This window comes from Aquimarina sp. I32.4 (assembly GCF_002924285.1).
Lineage (GTDB): Bacteria > Bacteroidota > Bacteroidia > Flavobacteriales > Flavobacteriaceae > Aquimarina.
On the sequence record NZ_PGUB01000020.1, the window covers coordinates 16,935 to 34,991 of the forward strand.

General features: G+C 31.3%; 21 protein-coding genes. 7 read left to right on the forward strand and 14 right to left on the reverse strand.

The window, feature by feature from the left end; genetic code table 11:
* Positions 1 to 31: 31 nt before the first annotated feature.
* The 6 genes from CVD18_RS06475 to CVD18_RS06500 form a co-directional block, all read right to left on the reverse strand.
* Positions 32 to 1,402: an exonuclease domain-containing protein gene (locus CVD18_RS06475; protein WP_103864631.1), complete on the reverse strand. Its 1,371-nt coding sequence runs from the start codon at positions 1,400 to 1,402 to the stop codon at positions 32 to 34.
* Positions 1,403 to 1,459: 57 nt separating this feature from the next.
* On the reverse strand, positions 1,460 to 2,122 hold the full coding sequence (locus CVD18_RS06480) for a YggS family pyridoxal phosphate-dependent enzyme (protein WP_103864632.1): 663 nt from the start codon (positions 2,120 to 2,122) through the stop codon (positions 1,460 to 1,462).
* 85 nt (positions 2,123 to 2,207) lie between these two features.
* A complete protein-coding gene (locus CVD18_RS06485) occupies positions 2,208 to 3,446 on the reverse strand; it encodes a DUF1015 domain-containing protein (RefSeq protein WP_103864633.1) in 1,239 nt (412 codons plus the stop codon).
* Positions 3,447 to 3,698: 252 nt separating this feature from the next.
* Positions 3,699 to 4,322 (reverse strand): M23 family metallopeptidase, encoded by a 624-nt coding sequence (locus CVD18_RS06490; protein WP_103864634.1) that lies wholly within the window; start codon positions 4,320 to 4,322, stop codon positions 3,699 to 3,701.
* 23 nt (positions 4,323 to 4,345) lie between these two features.
* Positions 4,346 to 5,233, reverse strand: a complete 888-nt coding sequence (locus CVD18_RS06495; protein ID WP_103864635.1) for a 3-hydroxybutyryl-CoA dehydrogenase — start codon at positions 5,231 to 5,233, stop codon at positions 4,346 to 4,348.
* A 46-nt stretch (positions 5,234 to 5,279) separates the two neighbouring features.
* On the reverse strand, positions 5,280 to 6,245 hold the full coding sequence (locus CVD18_RS06500) for a Gfo/Idh/MocA family protein (RefSeq protein WP_103864636.1): 966 nt from the start codon (positions 6,243 to 6,245) through the stop codon (positions 5,280 to 5,282).
* Positions 6,246 to 6,395: 150 nt separating this feature from the next.
* On the opposite strand from CVD18_RS06500, the gene CVD18_RS06505 reads away from it, so the two are divergent.
* From CVD18_RS06505 to CVD18_RS22515, 3 genes are all read left to right on the forward strand, one after another.
* Positions 6,396 to 7,037 carry a protein-L-isoaspartate(D-aspartate) O-methyltransferase gene (locus CVD18_RS06505; protein ID WP_103864637.1) on the forward strand — a complete coding sequence of 214 codons (642 nt, stop codon included), beginning with the start codon at positions 6,396 to 6,398 and terminating at the stop codon, positions 7,035 to 7,037.
* 5 nt (positions 7,038 to 7,042) lie between these two features.
* Positions 7,043 to 7,321, forward strand: a complete 279-nt coding sequence (locus CVD18_RS06510; RefSeq protein WP_146052721.1) for a hypothetical protein — start codon at positions 7,043 to 7,045, stop codon at positions 7,319 to 7,321.
* Positions 7,322 to 7,445: 124 nt separating this feature from the next.
* The gene (locus tag CVD18_RS22515; protein ID WP_158250403.1) at positions 7,446 to 7,634 is read left to right on the forward strand and encodes a hypothetical protein; all 189 of its coding nucleotides are present in this window, start codon (positions 7,446 to 7,448) and stop codon (positions 7,632 to 7,634) included.
* 25 nt (positions 7,635 to 7,659) lie between these two features.
* On the opposite strand, the gene smpB is transcribed toward CVD18_RS22515, so the two are convergent.
* The gene (gene smpB, locus CVD18_RS06520) at positions 7,660 to 8,118 is read right to left on the reverse strand and encodes an SsrA-binding protein SmpB (RefSeq protein WP_103864640.1); all 459 of its coding nucleotides are present in this window, start codon (positions 8,116 to 8,118) and stop codon (positions 7,660 to 7,662) included.
* Positions 8,119 to 8,215: 97 nt separating this feature from the next.
* Positions 8,216 to 8,581 (reverse strand): DUF3887 domain-containing protein, encoded by a 366-nt coding sequence (locus tag CVD18_RS06525; RefSeq protein WP_103864641.1) that lies wholly within the window; start codon positions 8,579 to 8,581, stop codon positions 8,216 to 8,218.
* 220 nt (positions 8,582 to 8,801) lie between these two features.
* Between CVD18_RS06525 and CVD18_RS06530 the strand changes: the two genes are divergently transcribed.
* The gene (locus tag CVD18_RS06530) at positions 8,802 to 9,539 is read left to right on the forward strand and encodes a DUF6503 family protein (RefSeq protein WP_103864642.1); all 738 of its coding nucleotides are present in this window, start codon (positions 8,802 to 8,804) and stop codon (positions 9,537 to 9,539) included.
* On the opposite strand, the gene CVD18_RS06535 is transcribed toward CVD18_RS06530, so the two are convergent.
* From CVD18_RS06535 to CVD18_RS06545, 3 genes are all read right to left on the reverse strand, one after another.
* Positions 9,536 to 10,042 carry a histidine phosphatase family protein gene (locus CVD18_RS06535; protein WP_103864643.1) on the reverse strand — a complete coding sequence of 169 codons (507 nt, stop codon included), beginning with the start codon at positions 10,040 to 10,042 and terminating at the stop codon, positions 9,536 to 9,538. The two genes, CVD18_RS06530 and CVD18_RS06535, sit on opposite strands and share 4 nt — an antisense overlap.
* Positions 10,043 to 10,277: 235 nt before the next feature.
* A complete protein-coding gene (locus tag CVD18_RS06540; protein WP_103864644.1) occupies positions 10,278 to 10,760 on the reverse strand; it encodes an acyl-CoA thioesterase in 483 nt (160 codons plus the stop codon).
* A 56-nt stretch (positions 10,761 to 10,816) separates the two neighbouring features.
* Positions 10,817 to 11,413 (reverse strand): TetR/AcrR family transcriptional regulator, encoded by a 597-nt coding sequence (locus tag CVD18_RS06545; protein WP_103864667.1) that lies wholly within the window; start codon positions 11,411 to 11,413, stop codon positions 10,817 to 10,819.
* 155 nt (positions 11,414 to 11,568) lie between these two features.
* Here CVD18_RS06545 and CVD18_RS06550 point away from each other — a divergent pair, with 155 nt between their 5' ends.
* Positions 11,569 to 12,120 (forward strand): TetR/AcrR family transcriptional regulator, encoded by a 552-nt coding sequence (locus CVD18_RS06550; RefSeq protein ID WP_103864645.1) that lies wholly within the window; start codon positions 11,569 to 11,571, stop codon positions 12,118 to 12,120.
* 3 nt (positions 12,121 to 12,123) lie between these two features.
* The gene (locus CVD18_RS06555; protein ID WP_103864646.1) at positions 12,124 to 12,516 is read left to right on the forward strand and encodes a hypothetical protein; all 393 of its coding nucleotides are present in this window, start codon (positions 12,124 to 12,126) and stop codon (positions 12,514 to 12,516) included.
* 11 nt (positions 12,517 to 12,527) lie between these two features.
* On the opposite strand, the gene CVD18_RS06560 is transcribed toward CVD18_RS06555, so the two are convergent.
* From CVD18_RS06560 to recG, 3 genes are all read right to left on the reverse strand, one after another.
* Entirely contained in the window at positions 12,528 to 13,061 is a 534-nt protein-coding gene (locus CVD18_RS06560; protein WP_103864647.1) for an alpha/beta hydrolase, read from the reverse strand.
* Positions 13,062 to 13,139: 78 nt separating this feature from the next.
* The gene (locus tag CVD18_RS06565; protein ID WP_103864648.1) at positions 13,140 to 13,673 is read right to left on the reverse strand and encodes a hypothetical protein; all 534 of its coding nucleotides are present in this window, start codon (positions 13,671 to 13,673) and stop codon (positions 13,140 to 13,142) included.
* Between the two features lie 12 nt (positions 13,674 to 13,685).
* Positions 13,686 to 15,788, reverse strand: coding sequence for an ATP-dependent DNA helicase RecG (gene recG, locus CVD18_RS06570; protein WP_103864649.1), 2,103 nt, complete (start codon positions 15,786 to 15,788; stop codon positions 13,686 to 13,688).
* A 148-nt stretch (positions 15,789 to 15,936) separates the two neighbouring features.
* Between recG and CVD18_RS06575 the strand changes: the two genes are divergently transcribed.
* Positions 15,937 to 18,057: a M1 family metallopeptidase gene (locus CVD18_RS06575; RefSeq protein WP_103864650.1), complete on the forward strand. Its 2,121-nt coding sequence runs from the start codon at positions 15,937 to 15,939 to the stop codon at positions 18,055 to 18,057.

The window sequence follows — 18,057 nt, forward strand, 5'->3', positions numbered from 1 at the left end:
GATTTTGAATAAAAATAATAAAACTTAGATATTAAACTTTAGGAATAGGAATAATCTTCAGTTTTTTATGTGTTCGTACATAACTTTGGATGATATGTTGAGCATCTCTATTATGCGTCATAGGGGTAATAATAGTTCGTAAAATATCAATGTTATTAATTTGATAATTGAGGTTGAAATATCCAATACCTTTAAATTTTCCTTCCTCAATCAATATAATACTTTGTTCATCGATATCTCTACCTTGATCTACTATAATCATATCTTGACTATGAAAAGAGTGATTAAAAATGAGTTTTTGAGCACGAATATTATACTCTTCATAAGTTTCATCAAGAATACAAGCTCCTTGACATTGTTTTATAGTGTAATTAAAACAATTGCTTTTTCCGTTATCTAGTCCCATCAATTTTTGGCATAAGTTGTATTCCTTTGTCCATCGATGCATAAAAGATTTAGCTTGTTGTCTGTTGGAGAAGGTGGTAATACTCTTTTTTCGATTATCAACTTTTGCGACTTTAAAATTTATATACCCGTTTTCGTCTGTAAATTGATATAATGCCTGATCAAATTTTGTTTTACGTAATGCTCTGTTGTATTTGGGTTTAGTACGTTTTATTTCTTCATTTTCCTTTAAGAGGGCTAAAAGTTCACTGCCTGTAGTTTCATACGTTACATTAACAACTTCTTCTTGAATATTTTTTGACTTTCTGTTGTCATTGGTAAAATGCTGATTAAGTCTTTTTTTGATGTTTTTACTTTTACCGATATAAATAATCTTTCCATCTTCTCGATGCATATAATATACACCAGTAACACTAGGAGCCATTTCAATTAACCCCAAAAGTTTACTGTCTACTTGTCGCTTGGTTTCTGTGCGAACGGTTTCTGTAATAATCTTTTTTTCTAGATCCTTTGCCAAAAGGAGCTTGAATAGTTTTACTGTTGCAAGAGCATCGCCATTGGCTCGATGTCTGTCAGAAATAGGGATGCCTAACCCGCGAGTTAGCTTACCAAGACTGTATGATTCTTGATCAGGGATTAATTTTTTAGAGAGTTCTACTGTGCATAGAGATTGTCTTGAGAATTCAAATCCTAATCTAGAAAACTCTGTTCTTAATATTCGGTAGTCAAAACTGGAATTATGGGCAACAATCAGACAATCGGTAGTGATTTCTACGATTCTCTTAGCTACTTCATAAAACTTAGGAGCATTATGTAGCATTTTATTGTTTATTCCTGTAAGATTGACTACAAATGGTTGTATGGGGCGTTCAGGGTTGACCAAACTTATAAATTGATCAACTACGGTATGCCCATCAAATTTATAAATAGCAATTTCAGTAATTCCTTCTTCATTATACTTTCCTCCAGTTGTTTCGATATCTAAAATTGCGTACATAGTGTGGTGTCAGTATAGCTACTATTTTTTTGGTTGTGTAAGATATAATTTATTTTACTAGTTGTAATTTCTGGCTCCAAAGATAGAGCTTCCTATTCTCACCATTGTACTGCCAGAATCAATTGCAGTTTTGTAGTCACCACTCATGCCTATAGATAGTGTTTGTAAATAGGGGTGTTTGGGCTGTAGTTCTTTATAAAAAGTTGAAATCTTTTTAAACTCATTTTTAATTTGTTGTTGGTCACTAGTAAAAGTAGCCATGCCCATGAGACCTTGGATATGAATATTAGTTAGTGATTTAACCTCTTCAGAGTTTAATAATGTAATAGCATCGTTTTGAGTTAAACCAAATTTACTTTCTTCTTCAGCAATTTTGATCTGTAGTAAGCAATTAATAACTCTATTGTATTTTTTTGCCTGTTTGTTGATCTCTTTTAATAATTTGTAACTATCTACAGCATGTATTAAATCTACAAAAGGAGCCATGTATTTAACCTTGTTGGTTTGCACATGCCCAATCATATGCCAGCTAATATCTTTTGGTAGCGCTTCCCATTTTTCTGTCATTTCCTGTATTTTGTTTTCTCCAAAGACACGTTGCCCTGCATTATATGCATTTATAAGGTCATTAATAGGCTTGGTTTTGGATACAGCAACTAAAGTAATTTCTTGGGGAATCGATTTTTTTATAGCTAGTAGATTCTTTTCAATATCATTCATAATCAACAAAGATATCTAAATTCCGTTAGTTTGTTACAATAGATTTTATCATTGCATTATAGAATGTTCTTTGTATTCATTGTTTTTAAAACTCATATATGGTAATGCCACTTCTTAATTTGGGTTCTATATAGGTGCTTTTTGGTGGCATTGTTAACCCTTGGTCAGCAATTTTTTTAATCTGACCTACAGATGCAGGAAAGAGTCCAAAACCTACTTTGTAGTCTCCTTTGTCTACCATGCTTTTTACATAAACAATATCATTTTTACCATGAGAATACTCTATACGAGTATCTGTTCTTAGGTCTTCGATATTAAGAATAGGTTTAAGCACTGTTTTATACAAAATTTGAGCATCTAATTCTTCTAATGCATCTGCAAATTTATATGCTGTTTTTCTTAAGTATAGCGAATAAAATTCACCATCTAAATACATGCTAAAATGATGAGGTTTTGAAGGTTTGTAGACCTCTAAGCCTCTGTTTTCTATACGAAACCATTCATCTAATAAGATAAGAAATTCCTCTTTAGTTAATCCATTGAGATCTTTTATCAATCTGTTAAATTCATAAATTTTTAAATCTGATTCAGGTATAAGGTAACTCATAAAGAAATTATATGATTCATTACCTTGATGTTTTGGGTTACTTTCTTTTAGGTCTTTAGATAATAAATAAGATGAAGCAGAACGGTGATGACCATCAGCAATATATATTGTTTTAATAGAAGTAAAAACCTCTTGAATACTATTTATAGATTCTATATCATCTATTTGCCATAGGTAATGTGTATCTCTATTGGTAGTAGTAAATTCATATTCTGCTCTTTCTTCGATAGTTTTAGAAATGATTGTTGTAATTGTATCATTATCAGGGTAAGTAAGCAGTACTGGTTCGGCATTAAACCCTACTATTTTTAAATACTCTTTAAATGTGTTTTCTCGATACTGAATAGTATCTTCATGTTTTTTGATAATATCATTTTCATAATCTTCTGCACTGGCAGCTGCTATAATACCACAAAAAGACTCTTCTTCCCGGTTTACTATTTTATAGATATAATATGAGGGTACATCGTCTTGTATAAAAATCTGATCTTCTTTGAATTCCAAATATCTATTTCGAACTAATTTATAGCGTTCTTCGCCAGATATTTCTTTTTGATATTTATAACCAGGGTTTACAATATGTAAAAAAGAGTAGGGGTTGTAATCCATTCGAGAATCTCGTTCAAAAGGTGTGTAACTTTGATAAGATCGAGAGGCAATCAAGCCTACTTTATCTCTTGTTGGTCGTATAGCTTTGAACGGATGAATTTTTGCCATTATGATATCGTATTGTTTTTGTGGACTCCAAAAATAGAAAAATCATATGTATCTACTTGATGAATTATGTATTCTGATTACAGAATATAAAAAAAATTACAATTTTTCTTCTTATATATTTAATTTACAGTAATAAAACTCCCTTTTTCTTACGCAGTAAATTCAAAATTATAATAGGTATTTGAAAAAAAGCACCAAAACTACATGTTTTGGTGCTTTTGAAGTACGTTTTTTTAGATGAGAGTTTCTGTCTCAATTTTTCTTTATAAAATCAGTAGGATCTAGATACCCACCAGTTTCTATTGCATACCCGCCACCAATATCCATAAATATACTATCTCTAATTTCTAGATGTAAGTGAGCTTTGTATATGCCATTAGCATTACCAATGGTTCCTATCTGGACTCCTTTTTTTATTAAATCTCCTTCTTTTACGAGTATTGAATTACAGTGTGCATATACAGATTCATAATATTTTCCTTTGAATTTATGTATAACTCTGATTACTTTACCCCAACCTCCTTGGATATCTTTTGCAAAAGAGACATATCCATTAGCTATTGTATATATAGGATCTCCCATATCGGTGTTACCACCTCCAACGCCATTCCAATCATCACCTAAATGATTGTTCTCTTTAAACTTTTGTGCGTTGTAATAGCCTTTTGCATTAGGTTTTCCTACAGGAAAATCAAAACTGGTAGCTATAAAATCAGGATTGTTTTCAAAAACAGTAGTATATTTTTGGTATTGATCCTGTGAGGTGTTTGTATGAGTAACAACGGTAGCCTTACTATGTTGAATAGTTGAAACTTTTTGCTTCTCTTTACAAGATAGTATAATTGCAAATATGGATACTAGTATAAGCCTAGTCATTGTAAATGGATACAATTGATTTTTTAAACGAATTGTTTTGAAACGTTTTCTGCTTTCCTACTTTCAGAATAGTCATAAAACCCTTCTCCACTTTTTACACCAAGTTTACCAGCCATTACCATATTAACTAATAGAGGGCAAGGAGCATATTTAGGGTTTTTAAATCCTTCATACATTACGTTAAGTATAGATAAACATACGTCTAAACCAATAAAATCAGCTAGTTGTAGAGGTCCCATTGGATGTGCCATTCCTAATTTCATCACTGTATCAATTTCTGCTACTCCAGCAACACCATTATACAATGTTTCTATAGATTCATTGATCATAGGCATAAGGATACGGTTTGCTACAAAGCCTGGGTAATCATTTACTTCTACAGGAACCTTACCTAGTGTTTTAGAGATTTCCATAATAGTATTGGTTACTTCATCAGAAGTATTATATCCTCTGATTATCTCTACCAATTTCATAATTGGCACAGGATTCATAAAATGCATTCCTATAACCATATCAGGACGATTTGTTACAGCAGCTATTTGTGTAATCGATATAGACGAGGTATTTGTAGCTAAAATGGTATGTTCTGAACAAACTTCACTTAATTCTTCAAAGATTTTTAATTTTAGGTTTACATTTTCTGTAGCAGCTTCTACAACCAGCTCAGCATATTCTACTCCTTCTTTGATATTAGTATAGGTAGCAATATTACCCAAAGTAGCTTCTTTATCTGCTTCAGATATTTTTTCTTTGGCAATCATTCTATCCAAATTCTTAGTGATAGTGGCTAATCCTTTATCAAGTGATTGTTGTGAGATATCTATGAGTTGTACTTTAAACCCTTTTTGAGCAAAAGTATGTGCAATTCCGTTCCCCATAGTTCCCGCTCCGATTACTGCAATGTTTTTCATATGTGTATTGTTTTTTTGTTAAAGTAAGTGTATTTTGTTTTTATTGTTAATGAGAAAAACAATCAATGATTTTTAAAGCTACCTCTAATGCTTTTTTACCTTGTTCTAGAGAAACAATGGGTGTTGTATTGTTCTTAATGGCTTGTGCAAAGGTATCCAGCTCATCCAGTATTGCATTATTAGATGCAATGTCGGGGTTGTCAAAATAAATTTGTTTTTTTATTCCTTCTGCATTTTGTAATATCATAGCAAAATCATCAGGTTTTTCTGGAGCATCTTTCATTTTTACAACTTCGCATTTTTTCTCAAAGAAATCTACAGAGATATACGCATCACGTTGGAAAAATCTGGATTTTCTCATATTCTTTAGTGAGATTCTACTTGCTGTAAGATTCGCGACACATCCATTTTCAAATTCGATACGAGCATTTGCTATATCTGGCGTTTCACTAATTACAGATACACCACTAGCACTAATATGTTTGACTTCAGAATGTACAACATTTAGTATTGCATCAATATCGTGAATCATAAGATCTAAAACGACAGGAACATCAGTTCCTCTGGGGTTAAATTCTGCTAGTCTGTGTGATTCGATAAACATTGGGTTGTCAATTTTATCGGCTACAGCTGTATAGGCAGGATTAAACCGTTCTACATGACCCACTTGTCCCTTTACATTATAAGTATTGGCGAGATCAATAAGTTGTTTAGCTTCGTCTACAGTATTTGTAATTGGTTTTTCTATAAAAACGTGTTTACCCGCTTTGATCGCTTGTTTTGCTACTTCAAAATGAGCAAAAGTTGGGGTGACTATATCTACTACATCAACAGCATCTATTAATTCCTGAGCAGAATTAAACAATTGATATCCGAATTCATCAGAGATAGCTTTAGCTTGGGCCTCACTAGCATCGTAGAAACCGATTAGTTCATAATTGTCTGATTGTTGTAGAAGACGTAAATGGATTTTACCAAGGTGTCCCGCACCGAGTACTCCGGCTTTGAGCATAATTCAAGATTTTACACAAAAATAGTATTATTTATAAATTTTGAATCCTAATTATATCTAAAATGCAAAATTTTAGTCAGAACATAAAAATAGTTTATAAATCTTTAAAATGTTTATGTAATTTTATCCGGCTAAATAACCCTTATAATAGTGAAAGATACCCTTAGACATGCTGGAAAAAGAAAACAATTGGTAGATGTACTGATCAAAAAAGGGATCAAGAGTAAAGCCGTATTATCTGCTATAGCCAAGATTCCTAGGCATTTATTTATTGATTCTGGATTTGAAGATCATGCATATCAAGATAAAGCGTTTCCGATTGGTGCAGATCAAACGATTTCTCAACCATATACTGTAGCTTTTCAAAGTGAATTATTAAAAGTAGAAAAAGGAGATCAAGTATTAGAAATTGGTACGGGATCTGGATATCAAACGGCAGTTTTATGTGAACTTGGAGTCAAAGTATATAGTATTGAACGGCAAAAAGAGCTCTTTAAAAAAACAAAATTGTTATTGTCAAAATTAGGATATCGACCTAAGTATTTATCATTTGGAGATGGATATAAAGGATTAGTAGAACATGCACCATATAAAGCTATTATTGTAACTGCGGGTGCTCCTTATGTTCCCAAACCATTATTAAGTCAATTACAAATCAATGGGCGTTTGGTGATTCCTGTGGGAGAAAAAGTGCAGATAATGACCCTCTTTGTTCGTAAAAGCGAAACAGCATTTGAAAAACATGAATTTGGAGAGTTTCGATTTGTTCCTCTGTTAGAGGATAAAAATTGAGTTCAGTGAAAAAAGCAGAAGTTATACTTGGCTTTTTTATTTTCTTAGGAATCGTTTTGTTTATATCGAATTATCCTTTTGGAGCTGTAATACTACTGCTTGCTGGTTTGATGTTGTCTGGGTTTTATATAGGATATGGAGTCTTTCTGTTTAATGATATTAGTTTACGAGCATTACTTACTAAAGGAACATCTTTGTTTAGAGATATAAAGGTACAAGATATTATGCTCTCTATCATTAGTAGTATTAGTATTTCTATTCTTATAATGGGGGGTACTTTTTAAAGTGTTGAGGTGGCCTTTTGCTCATGAGAATCTTTTGGTTGGTTTCATTATGGTTGTGATAGCTTTGGGATTTGTTTTGAGAAATCGTTTAGTAAATAAAAGAACGGTTTATAGGAGACTTTTTTTGAGATTAATTGTGTTTGGGGGAATAGGTCTCGCATTGCTAACTCAATCAAACTCTATATTTATAGAATTGAAATACAAAGATTACCCGAATTATATTGAAGCGGTCAAAGAATTAAATGAAGATCCTGATGATATTTTATTACAAGAAAAGGAACAACTAGAATATGATAAAATGAAAGGGAGATAATTAGTAACGATTAATTACTTCTTTGTTATCTAAAATCCTTTTTAATACGATCAAGGTTTCTTTTGTTATCTCTATCTTTTATAGTTTCACGTTTATCATACATCTTTTTACCTCTAGCAAGAGCGATATTAAGTTTTGCCAATCCACGATCATTTACAAAGAGTCGGGTAGGAATGATGGTTAATCCTGAGTTTTTTACTTCTTTTTCAAGTTTTTTTAATTCTTTTTTATTTAATAATAGTTTTCGTTCACTTTTTGGATCGTGATTAAAATAGGTAGCATGAGAATATTCTTCAATATTCATGTTGATTACAAATAGTTCATTATTATTAAATTCACAAAAACTCTCTGCAATACCTGCTTTACCTTCTCGTATTGCTTTTATTTCTGTACCAACAAGTTTGATTCCAGCAGTATATTTATCGATGAATTCATATTCAAATTTGGCCTTACGATTGAGTATATTGATCTTATTCTGTTTCATGTCTGGATATTCGGGGTACTTTTAATAAATAAATACAAAAGTACAAAGCTTTCCTGAAAGAAAGCCAAGTACAAAAAATGAATATACAAATACTTTTCTAAGGTTCTTGAAATTGAATGGTAGATATCTTACTATCTGTACTAAGTTGTAAATCCATTATCAATACAGTTTTATCAAATTCAGCTGAGTAACTGTATATGTTTTCAGCTATTTCTATAAATGTTATACTCTTTAGGTTACCAAATTCTTTATAACAACCATTTATAAATAGAGAAACTCCTTTTTTTGTAGTTGCTTCTTGTAGTTCTGTAGTATACATATCATAAATAGCATCTACATCTTGGGCATTATAATTTTGTTGAAATTTCTTTGTTACGCTTTTGTAAGTAATTTCATCTTGAGATACAGTTGTATGAGTAATTGAGCATAGTAAGATTAGAACGATATATCGTATGGTGATCATATTTTGGGTAGTTTTTAATATTATTTTTTCATTCTTAAATTTATAAAAAAATAATAATTGATTGAAATGAAAGCTTAAGTTTATTTTGGTAATAGTTTGATGGTTAGTTTGTTATTAAGAATTAGGTAATGATTTTGTTATAGAAGTTCTTTAGTTTAACATAATCCTTACACTTATTGATAGGGTAAAGGTTAAATTAGTTTTTTTAAAATTAATTTATATGAGACGCTATTTTGGGATACTATTGGTGACCTTTTCTTTTTTGAATATAACGATTGCTCAATCTTCTGCTACAGAAATAGTTGATAATGCAATTAAAATTTCTGGTGGAACAACATATGATAATGCAGTTGTGTATTTTTCTTTTAGAAATAAAACTTATAGAAGTGATAGAAAGAAAGGGATGTATAAGCTAGAGAGGTTTGTATATACTCCTAATGGTGTAATACATGATGCAGTAGGTAATTCTGGATTAAAACGTGCTATAGAGAATTGCCCTGTAAAAGTTCCAGATTCTTTGGTAACAAGAATAAGCGATGGTGTAAATTCTGTGCATTATTTTGCTAATTTACCGTATGGACTTAATGCTACTGCAGTCAATAAAAAATTAATAGGAGAAGCTACAATCAATGAGATTTCATATTTTAAGATACAAGTAACATTTAACCAAGAGGAGGGAGGTACTGATTATGAAGATGAGTTTATGTATTGGATTCGTAAGGAGGATTTTACAGTAGATTATCTAGCTTATAAATACGCTGTTAATGGGGGAGGTATACGTTTTAGAGAAGCTTATAATCCAAGAGTAGTAAACGGAATACGCTTTGTAGATTATAATAATTATAAGGCAGATGATTTGAGTACTCCTTTGAGTAATTTGGATGAATTATTTGAAAAAGGGAGGTTGAAATTACTTTCAAAAATAGAATTAAAAGATATCTACGTATATCCCAATTAGTTTATGATAAGTACAGTGTCAGTAATTACTTCCCCTGTGATCTTTACAATAAATAATTTACCATAGATTGTCTCATCGATTGAGTTGTATTTATTTTTGCCAATTATTTTATTTACAAAAGTAGGAGTCGTATTACTATGACCTACTACAACTGTTGTTTTTCCAATAGTATTTTGCTGAAAATCGATATCGTTTAGTTTTTTAGGATTGTAAATTTTCATTTCTAATCCTTTGCTTTTTGCGATAGGTGCTGCAGTTTTTTTTGTTCTAATATAATCAGTGGTGTATACGTAATCTATAGGAGTATCCTCAAGTATTTTTGCCCAATTTTTTGATCGTATTTTACCTGCTTCAGTAAGTTTTGGGTTATGATCTTTTGGATTACTTAAATCTTTTTCTGCATGTCTAATAAAAAAATAAGTGGTGGTGGTTGGTTGCTGAGAGTTTTGAGCAGAACCTACCCATGAAAAAGAAACAATAAATAGAGCTATTAATATTCTCATAGTATTTTTAAATACGAAAGCAGTTATAAAAAAATATTTTTTATAACTGCTTGGTTATTCTAACATTCCTGTTTGCCAAACAACTAGTACCATTGATAAGATTGCTATAATAAAAAATCCTATATAAATATAGGTGCTCCTCTTTTTATTAGAGGAACCTAAATTTCGAGAAAATTTCATGATAGTTAAGGTTTAATAGTTGTATTTATAATAAGACTATTAAAAAATAATATTGTTACACTTTTTGTGGTTTGAATTGTGAAATTCTTTCTTCAAAACTTGTTGCAGATATAGGAACTACCACGTTTTGAAATAGTTCTATGAGTTGTTGGTTATGTTTCCATTTTTTTTGTTGTGCAAGATTAAAATGCACAAAGGTGCTCCATAGTATAGCTTTGATTTCTGTTTTATCTTGGTTCCACATTCTTATTTCTACTTGTAATTGATTTTCTGTAAACTGTATAAGCTGTGAATCAATAGTAACTTTTTCCATAAGGAGTGCTGGTCTTATGTAAGCTATTTGATTAGTACCAACAACCCAACTTACTCCTTTGCTTTTTGCGAGATCAAAAATATCGAGGTTATAGCACTCTTTTATTTGATCCTCACGTGCATTAATCATATAGTTGATATATGATGCATTATTGAGATGATTAAAAGGATCACAATCTTGAAACCTTATTAGTGCTTTGCTTTCTGGTGTTTTTGTTAGTGTCATGATTTCTTTATTTATTTTATACCGATTGGTATATTTCAGGTTAAAAAAAATGATAATTATCTTTTTAGCTTTTTATGAATCATGGTATCTATCTGATCCATGGTTTCCAATAAATAGCTGTTATCCTCCATAGTATGAGTCATAAAAATAGCACCTGTTATCATGCTATATAGTCGTTTTGCATATAGTATAGAATCTATTTCTTCTTTTATTTCGTTATGTTTTTTCCCCTTATCAATAAGTTTGGCTACATTGTTTTGAATTTTAGTGATAGCTGATTTTACATGTGCAAAAAGAGTAGGAATCTGATATTTTGCATCTACTCCCATATTGAGTACTGGACACCCACCTGTTTCTTGAGTATAATTGTAATAGTTTCTATAAAAATCGGTAATTAAAAATAATTTCTCAATAGGTGATTTACTTAATGATTGATGCTCTGCAATACGATCTATCATATTTCCTTCGGTCATTTTGAAAGCAGCAATAGCCAGTTCTTCTTTATTTTTAAAATTACCATAAATTGCACCCTTGGTAAGCCCAGTAGCTTTGGTAATATCACTCAAACTAGTTGCAGCATACCCATTTCTATTAAATATAGGAGCAACGGTTTGAGTTATAAATTCCTTAGTCTGTTCGGCTTTTGTAAGCATGTTATTTCTAATAATAAATGTAAATATATAAAAAATATACCAATTGGTATATTTTTTCATTTTGAATAGAATATTTTATGTGAAATTTTAATAAACGGTGTCGTTTATTAAAATTGATTGCGTAGATTTGTTTAATTAAACGTAAGCGTCTAATTATGCCAAAAATAATAGCTAAAAAAGAAGATTGGATAACCTTAGGGTATAAGCAATTTTCTGAACAAGGAATTCGGGGGATAGTGGTCGAAAAAATGGCTCTACAACTAAAGGTTAATAAATCAAGTTTTTATTGGCACTTTAAAACAAAAAAAGATTTTATGAATGAAATAATATCTTTTTGGGTAACCATAGATACTAATAAAATAGTATCATCTATAGAAAAAAAACAATCTGGTAAAGAAAAATTTGAAAAGCTGATAGAGTTGGTATTTAAGAAAGAACCTTATTTAGATTTTATTTTTTTTCTTAAACGATATGCCATAAAAAACAAGGAAATCCAATTATTGATAGATGAAATAGATAAGCAAAGGATTGATTATACCAAAGGTATACTTATAGAAATGGGATTTTCTATAAATGAAGCAACTATAAAATCTACATTATTTTATAAATATTTAATAGGTTATCATGAAATGATACGCTATAAAGAACAAAGCAAAAATTATGTAAGTAATGTAAAAATAGAACTCAATCAATTTATAAAATATTAACTGATGAAAACTAAAAATATATATTGGATTATTACAGGAATACTAAATTTGTTTACTGCTCTGTTACATTTAATAGCGGGTCAAATGGATCTCATAAATCCGTTATTTCTGAGTAACTTAAGTCTTCAAATACAGGCCGAACTATTAGGTGTTTGGCATATAGGTACTATTATCTTATTTGCTTCTTCTTGGATGTATTTTAAATATGGATTTGATACAAAAAGCAACAATAATTTAGAAACAGTTTCTTTTATAAGTTATCTGTATATCGCTTTCTCATTTGCATTTATCTTTTCAAGCTTTTATCAATCTGTATTTGCATTACAATGGGTTTTGCTCTTACCGATAGGAATATTGGGGCTTGTAGGAATTAAAAAATCCAAATCCAATAATTGATTTGGAGGCTCCTATTTGGTGTTTTTATTTTTTATAATTGAGTTACATAGCTTTTTTGCAAACTCAGGTTTGGTGTACATTTGATGTTTTTCTGAGTCCTCAATAAAAACATCAATATTCATAGTCTTATACCACTCTTCTTTTGGAGTATTTATATCATCCTCTCCATAATAGAGAATTGTTTTTGCTTTAGGTTTATTGGTTTCATAGCGCAGTCTTGTAGAAGAGATAGCATATAATGAAGAGGTGTTTTTATTTTTTAATGCAAATTTCCAGCCTATGGTACCCCCAACACTAAACCCAAGAATGCTTACTTTTCCTTTTTCAAGTTTCAGTAAATTTTGAACCGCCAGATTAATTCCTCCATTTACGAATTGATGATGAAGATTCTCTTCTTTATATGTAGAAGTGTCTAGTTCACCAAGTTTACAGCAGTCATAATATTGTATTTCAAAATGCCTTTCAAGCTCTTTTATGTAAAGATCGATCCATTGTGATTTTTTTTTACCCCAAAGATCTGAGAGAATTATTAGTCTAGGTTTCATATAGGCTGTAATAAATGATATTGCTTTGATGGTGAATAAGTATGTGTTTTGCTCAAAAAAACTAAAAAGAGTTATGTTTTATATTTCTGTTTTCCCTATAAAGACACTCACTTTTGGGTGCATAGGATTACCAGTAGTTCTTCTAAATGACACAATCTGACCTGTATGGTACAAAGCATCAGATATAGGGCCATTAATAATATGCCAAAATGGAAATTTTGTATCGTTATCTTCTTTTCTAAAAGTTACATTTAAATCACCAATATTTTCGTTTGTTTTATCAATAGATCGTTCACTTGCTTTTTTGAGATTAAGAAGGGTGTTTTTTCTCAATATTTCAAATGTCATTGTTGATAAATCAGTTGGAGTAAGTCTTACGCAAGGCAAACCATGCATTGTGTTAATAATCATTATAGAAAGCCAATATATATGTTCAATCGTTTCGTATGTACTGTATCCTTCTAATGAAGGTTTATATTCTAAATCATCCTTTGTAAGGTTTTCTGTAGCCCAATAATAACGATAACCAAGACCATCAATTAATCTAGATATGATCGCGCCAGAAGTGTAATGTTTAGGATACTTGGGAATTTGTTGATAAGGTAATTTCATATACAGAAGCGATTAGGAAATATAATTCCAGATATTTTTATGTTTAGCAAGTTGCTGGTAAGTATATAATAATACTTTATTCTTTTCTAGTGATAGAGAAGGGTCTTCTTTGAGAATTTTCATCGCATAATATCGAGCAGTTTTTAATATATCATTATCCCTTACAATATCTGCTATCTTTAGATTGAGAACGCCACTTTGCTGAGTTCCCATAATATCCCCTGGTCCACGTAGCTTTAAGTCTACTTCTGCAATATCAAACCCATCATTGGTACGTACCATCGTTTCTAATCTTGTTTTACTATCAGCCGATAGTTTAAAACTTGTCATAAGAATACAAAAGCTTTGCTCTGCACCACGACCTACACGTCCTCGTAGCTGATGTAATTGTGATAATCCAAATCGTTCTGCACTTTCTATAATCATTACGCTGGCATTAGGTACATTGACACCAACTTCTATTACAGTTGTTGCTACCATAATTTGAGTTTCTCCTTTTACAAAACGATCCATTTCATAGTCTTTATCGGCAGGTTTCATTTTACCATGTACGATAGAAATTTGATATTCTGGAGCAGGAAAAGAACGGGCAATACTCTCATATCCGTCCATAAGATCTTTGTAATCCATTGCTTCAGATTCCTGAATCAAAGGGTAGACCACATAAACCTGTCTTCCTTTTTGAATTTCTTCGGTAATGAATTTAAATACTTTTAAACGATTACTATCATATCGATGTACCGTTTTTATTGCCTTACGACCAGGAGGGAGTTCATCAATGACAGAAATATCCAAGTCTCCATACAAGCTCATCGCTAAAGTTCTAGGAATTGGAGTTGCTGTCATTACCAGAATATGAGGTGGATAGGTGTTTTTATGCCATAATTTTGCGCGTTGTGCCACACCAAACCTATGTTGTTCATCTATAATTGCTAAGCCAAGGTTTTTGAATTGTACTTTGTCTTCCAACACAGCATGAGTACCAATCAAAATATGTAATGAGCCATTTTCTAATTCCTCATGTATTTCTCGTCGCTCTTTGACCTTAGAACTTCCCATGAGTAATTTTATGTTAATATCTAAACCTTTAGTAAGTTCTTTGATCCCCATATAATGCTGATTGGCTAATATAGCGGTAGGAGCCATTAAACATGCCTGAAAACCATTGTCAATAGCAAGTAGCATAGTCATCAAACCTACAATGGTTTTACCAGAGCCTACATCTCCCTGTAAAAGCCGATTCATTTGTGCACTACTGCCAATGTCATTACGGATTTCTTTGATTACTCTTTTTTGGGCATTAGTAAGTTCAAAAGGAAGATGATTTTTATAGAAATCATTAAAATATGCACCAACCTGAGTAAAAGGGAAACCTTTGATTTTGTGTTTGCGAATTAATTTTTTTGTGATAAGTTGTAATTGAATATAAAAGAGCTCTTCAAATTTAAGACGATATTGTGCTTTAGAAAGAAGTTCTTGGCTTTTTGGGAAATGAACATTAAAAACAGCTTCACTTTTAGAGATAAGTTTTAAATCATTGATGATCTCTTGAGACAAGGTATCATAGAATCTTACTTTTGTTTCTATAAACAGCTGTTGCATCATTTTGCTCATTACCCTATTGGTAATTCCCTTGTTAGAGAGCTTCTCTGTAGAAGGATAAATAGGTTGCATTGCTGTCCTTAGGTTTTTTTCATGCTCAGCAAGTAGTTCCATATCAGGATGAGGCATACTAAAACCATTATAATATTTGGTTTTCCCAAAGATAACATAAGAAGTATTCAGCTTTAGATTTTCACGAATCCATTTATGCCCTCTAAACCATACCAACTCTATCGTTCCAGTCTCATCCATAAATTTGGCAACAAGTCTTTTTCCTCTTTTTTGTTCAACAGTTTTAAGGTTGATTATTTTACCAATAATCTGTACTTCGGCAGAATTACGTTGTAATTGATTGATTTTGTAATACTGAGTTTTATCCAAGTATCGATTAGGGAAAAGGTTGATAAGATCCTGATAGGTGTGAATACCCAACTCTGACCTAAGCAAGGTTGCTCGTGATGGACCAACACCTTTTAGATAATCAATCGGAGTTTGTAAAATAGAAGGATTCATTAGGACGAAGATAGCATTTATTAGAAAATAGTTCAACCAAAATGTTGTCACATAACCAGACTAATTTCGTTATTTTGGCAAAGCATTTGATTTATGTAGTTGATAAGGTAAATACAAGTGTATTATAGATATTAATAAGAAAAAGCGAATGAGATTTATTTTAAGTGTTTTTATTATACTTTTTTCCTTTGCAGGAAATACACAGGAAACAAGTTTAGATATATATAATAAAGAAGTTAAACAACAAGGGTATGTTGATTTTTTAGAAGGAAAGATTGATGTTGAACTGGCTATTAAAAAGAAGGAAATACAAGGGGAGGTAATGTATACTTTTAATATACTAGAACCTACTTCATCTATTTATATTGATGCTCAGCAAATGGAAATTAAAGGCGTTATACTTGATAAAAAACAAATAGATTTTAAATATGACGGTAAAAAAATTATAATTTCTTCTGATTTTAAAACCTCAAAAAACCACAGCATCACAATTCACTATAAAGCTAATCCCAAAAAAGCATTGTATTTTTTAAAGGATTATGAAGGAAATGATCAGATCTGGACACAAGGGCAAGGAAAATATACATCTAATTGGTTGCCAAGCTTTGATGATATGAATGAGAAAGTGATTTTTGATCTTACTATTCAATACGATCATAAGTATCAGGTGATAGCCAATGGTAATTTGGTCAGTACAAATGCAGTAAATGATTCTGTACAAAGTTGGAAATATGATATGAAACGCCCTATGAGTAGTTATTTACTTGCTTTTGTAGTTGGTAACTATGAGAAAGTGGTTGAGATTTCTTCAAATGGTACTCCTTTAGAAATGTATTATTACCCAACAGATAAAGATAAATACGAAGCTACATATAGGCATAGTAAAAAGATATTTGATTTCTTAGAAGCGGAAATCGGTTTTTCTTTTCCTTGGCAGAATTATAAGCAAATACCAGTAAAAGATTTTTTGTATGCAGGTATGGAGAATACGGGAACGACCATTTTTTCTGATGCTTTTGTGGTTGATGAGACTGCTTTTATAGATAGAAATTATATTAACGTCAATGCACATGAATTAGCACATCAATGGTTTGGGGATTTGATAACAGAAACTCATGGAACTCATCATTGGTTACAAGAAGGATTTGCAACTTACTATGCACTTCTTGCAGAGAAAGAGATTTTTGGAGAGGATTACTTTATGTATAAGTTGTATGAGAGTGCAGAGCAACTTACAGAGTTATCCAAGACCAAAAATGCCACCTCATTGATGAACCCAAAGGCAAGTTCACTTACTTTTTATCAAAGAGGAGCATGGGCCGTTCATGCACTGAGAAATTTAATAGGAGAGACCAGTTTTAAAATTACGATTCATAACTACCTAGAAAAGTATAAGTTTCAAAATGTGACTACAGATGATTTTATAACAATCGCAGAGGAGGTAAGTGGTACAGACTTAACATCATTTAAGGTATTATGGATAGAAAATATAAAGTTTCCTTCTCAAGAAGCATTAAATATACTTACCAAATCAGAATTTATAAAAAGATATCTAAGTCTGGCACAAGAGCGAACACAGCCATTAGAAGGAAAATGGGGTACTTTGGCAAAAGCATTAGATTTCCCTACAAATGATTATATAGGCCAGGAAGCAGTGTATCAATTAGAAGGAAAGAGCACACCAGAGATCATAGCACTTTATGATAAAGCTTTTGAAACTAATAATGTTTTTGTGCGTCAGGCTATAGCTAATACATTGAGGTCAGTTCCTCAAGGTCTCCAAAAGCAATATGAATCTTTATTAAATGATTCATCATATGCAACTATAGAACCCGCATTATATCATTTATGGACGAGCTTCCCCAAGAAAAGAAAAGAATATCTTGATACTACCAAAGATATCATTGGATTCAATACCAAAAATGTGAGAACATTATGGTTGGTATTGGCATTGAATACACAAGGATATGAAACAGATAAGCATCAAAAATTTTATGTTGAGTTATCAGGATATACCTCGCCAAAATATAATACGAGTACAAGAGAGAATGCTTTTGCATATCTAGAAAGTTTACAGGCTTTTTCTGATCAATCATTAATTCATCTAGCAGAAGGGGTGGTGCATTATAATTGGCGTTTTAGAAATTCGTGTAGAAAAATGATGGATAAATTATTAAAAGACGAAGAATATAAAAAGAAATATGTAGTTTTATTAAATGATTTGCCACAAGATCAACAAGATTTTATAAAAAATAAGTTAACCCCATAA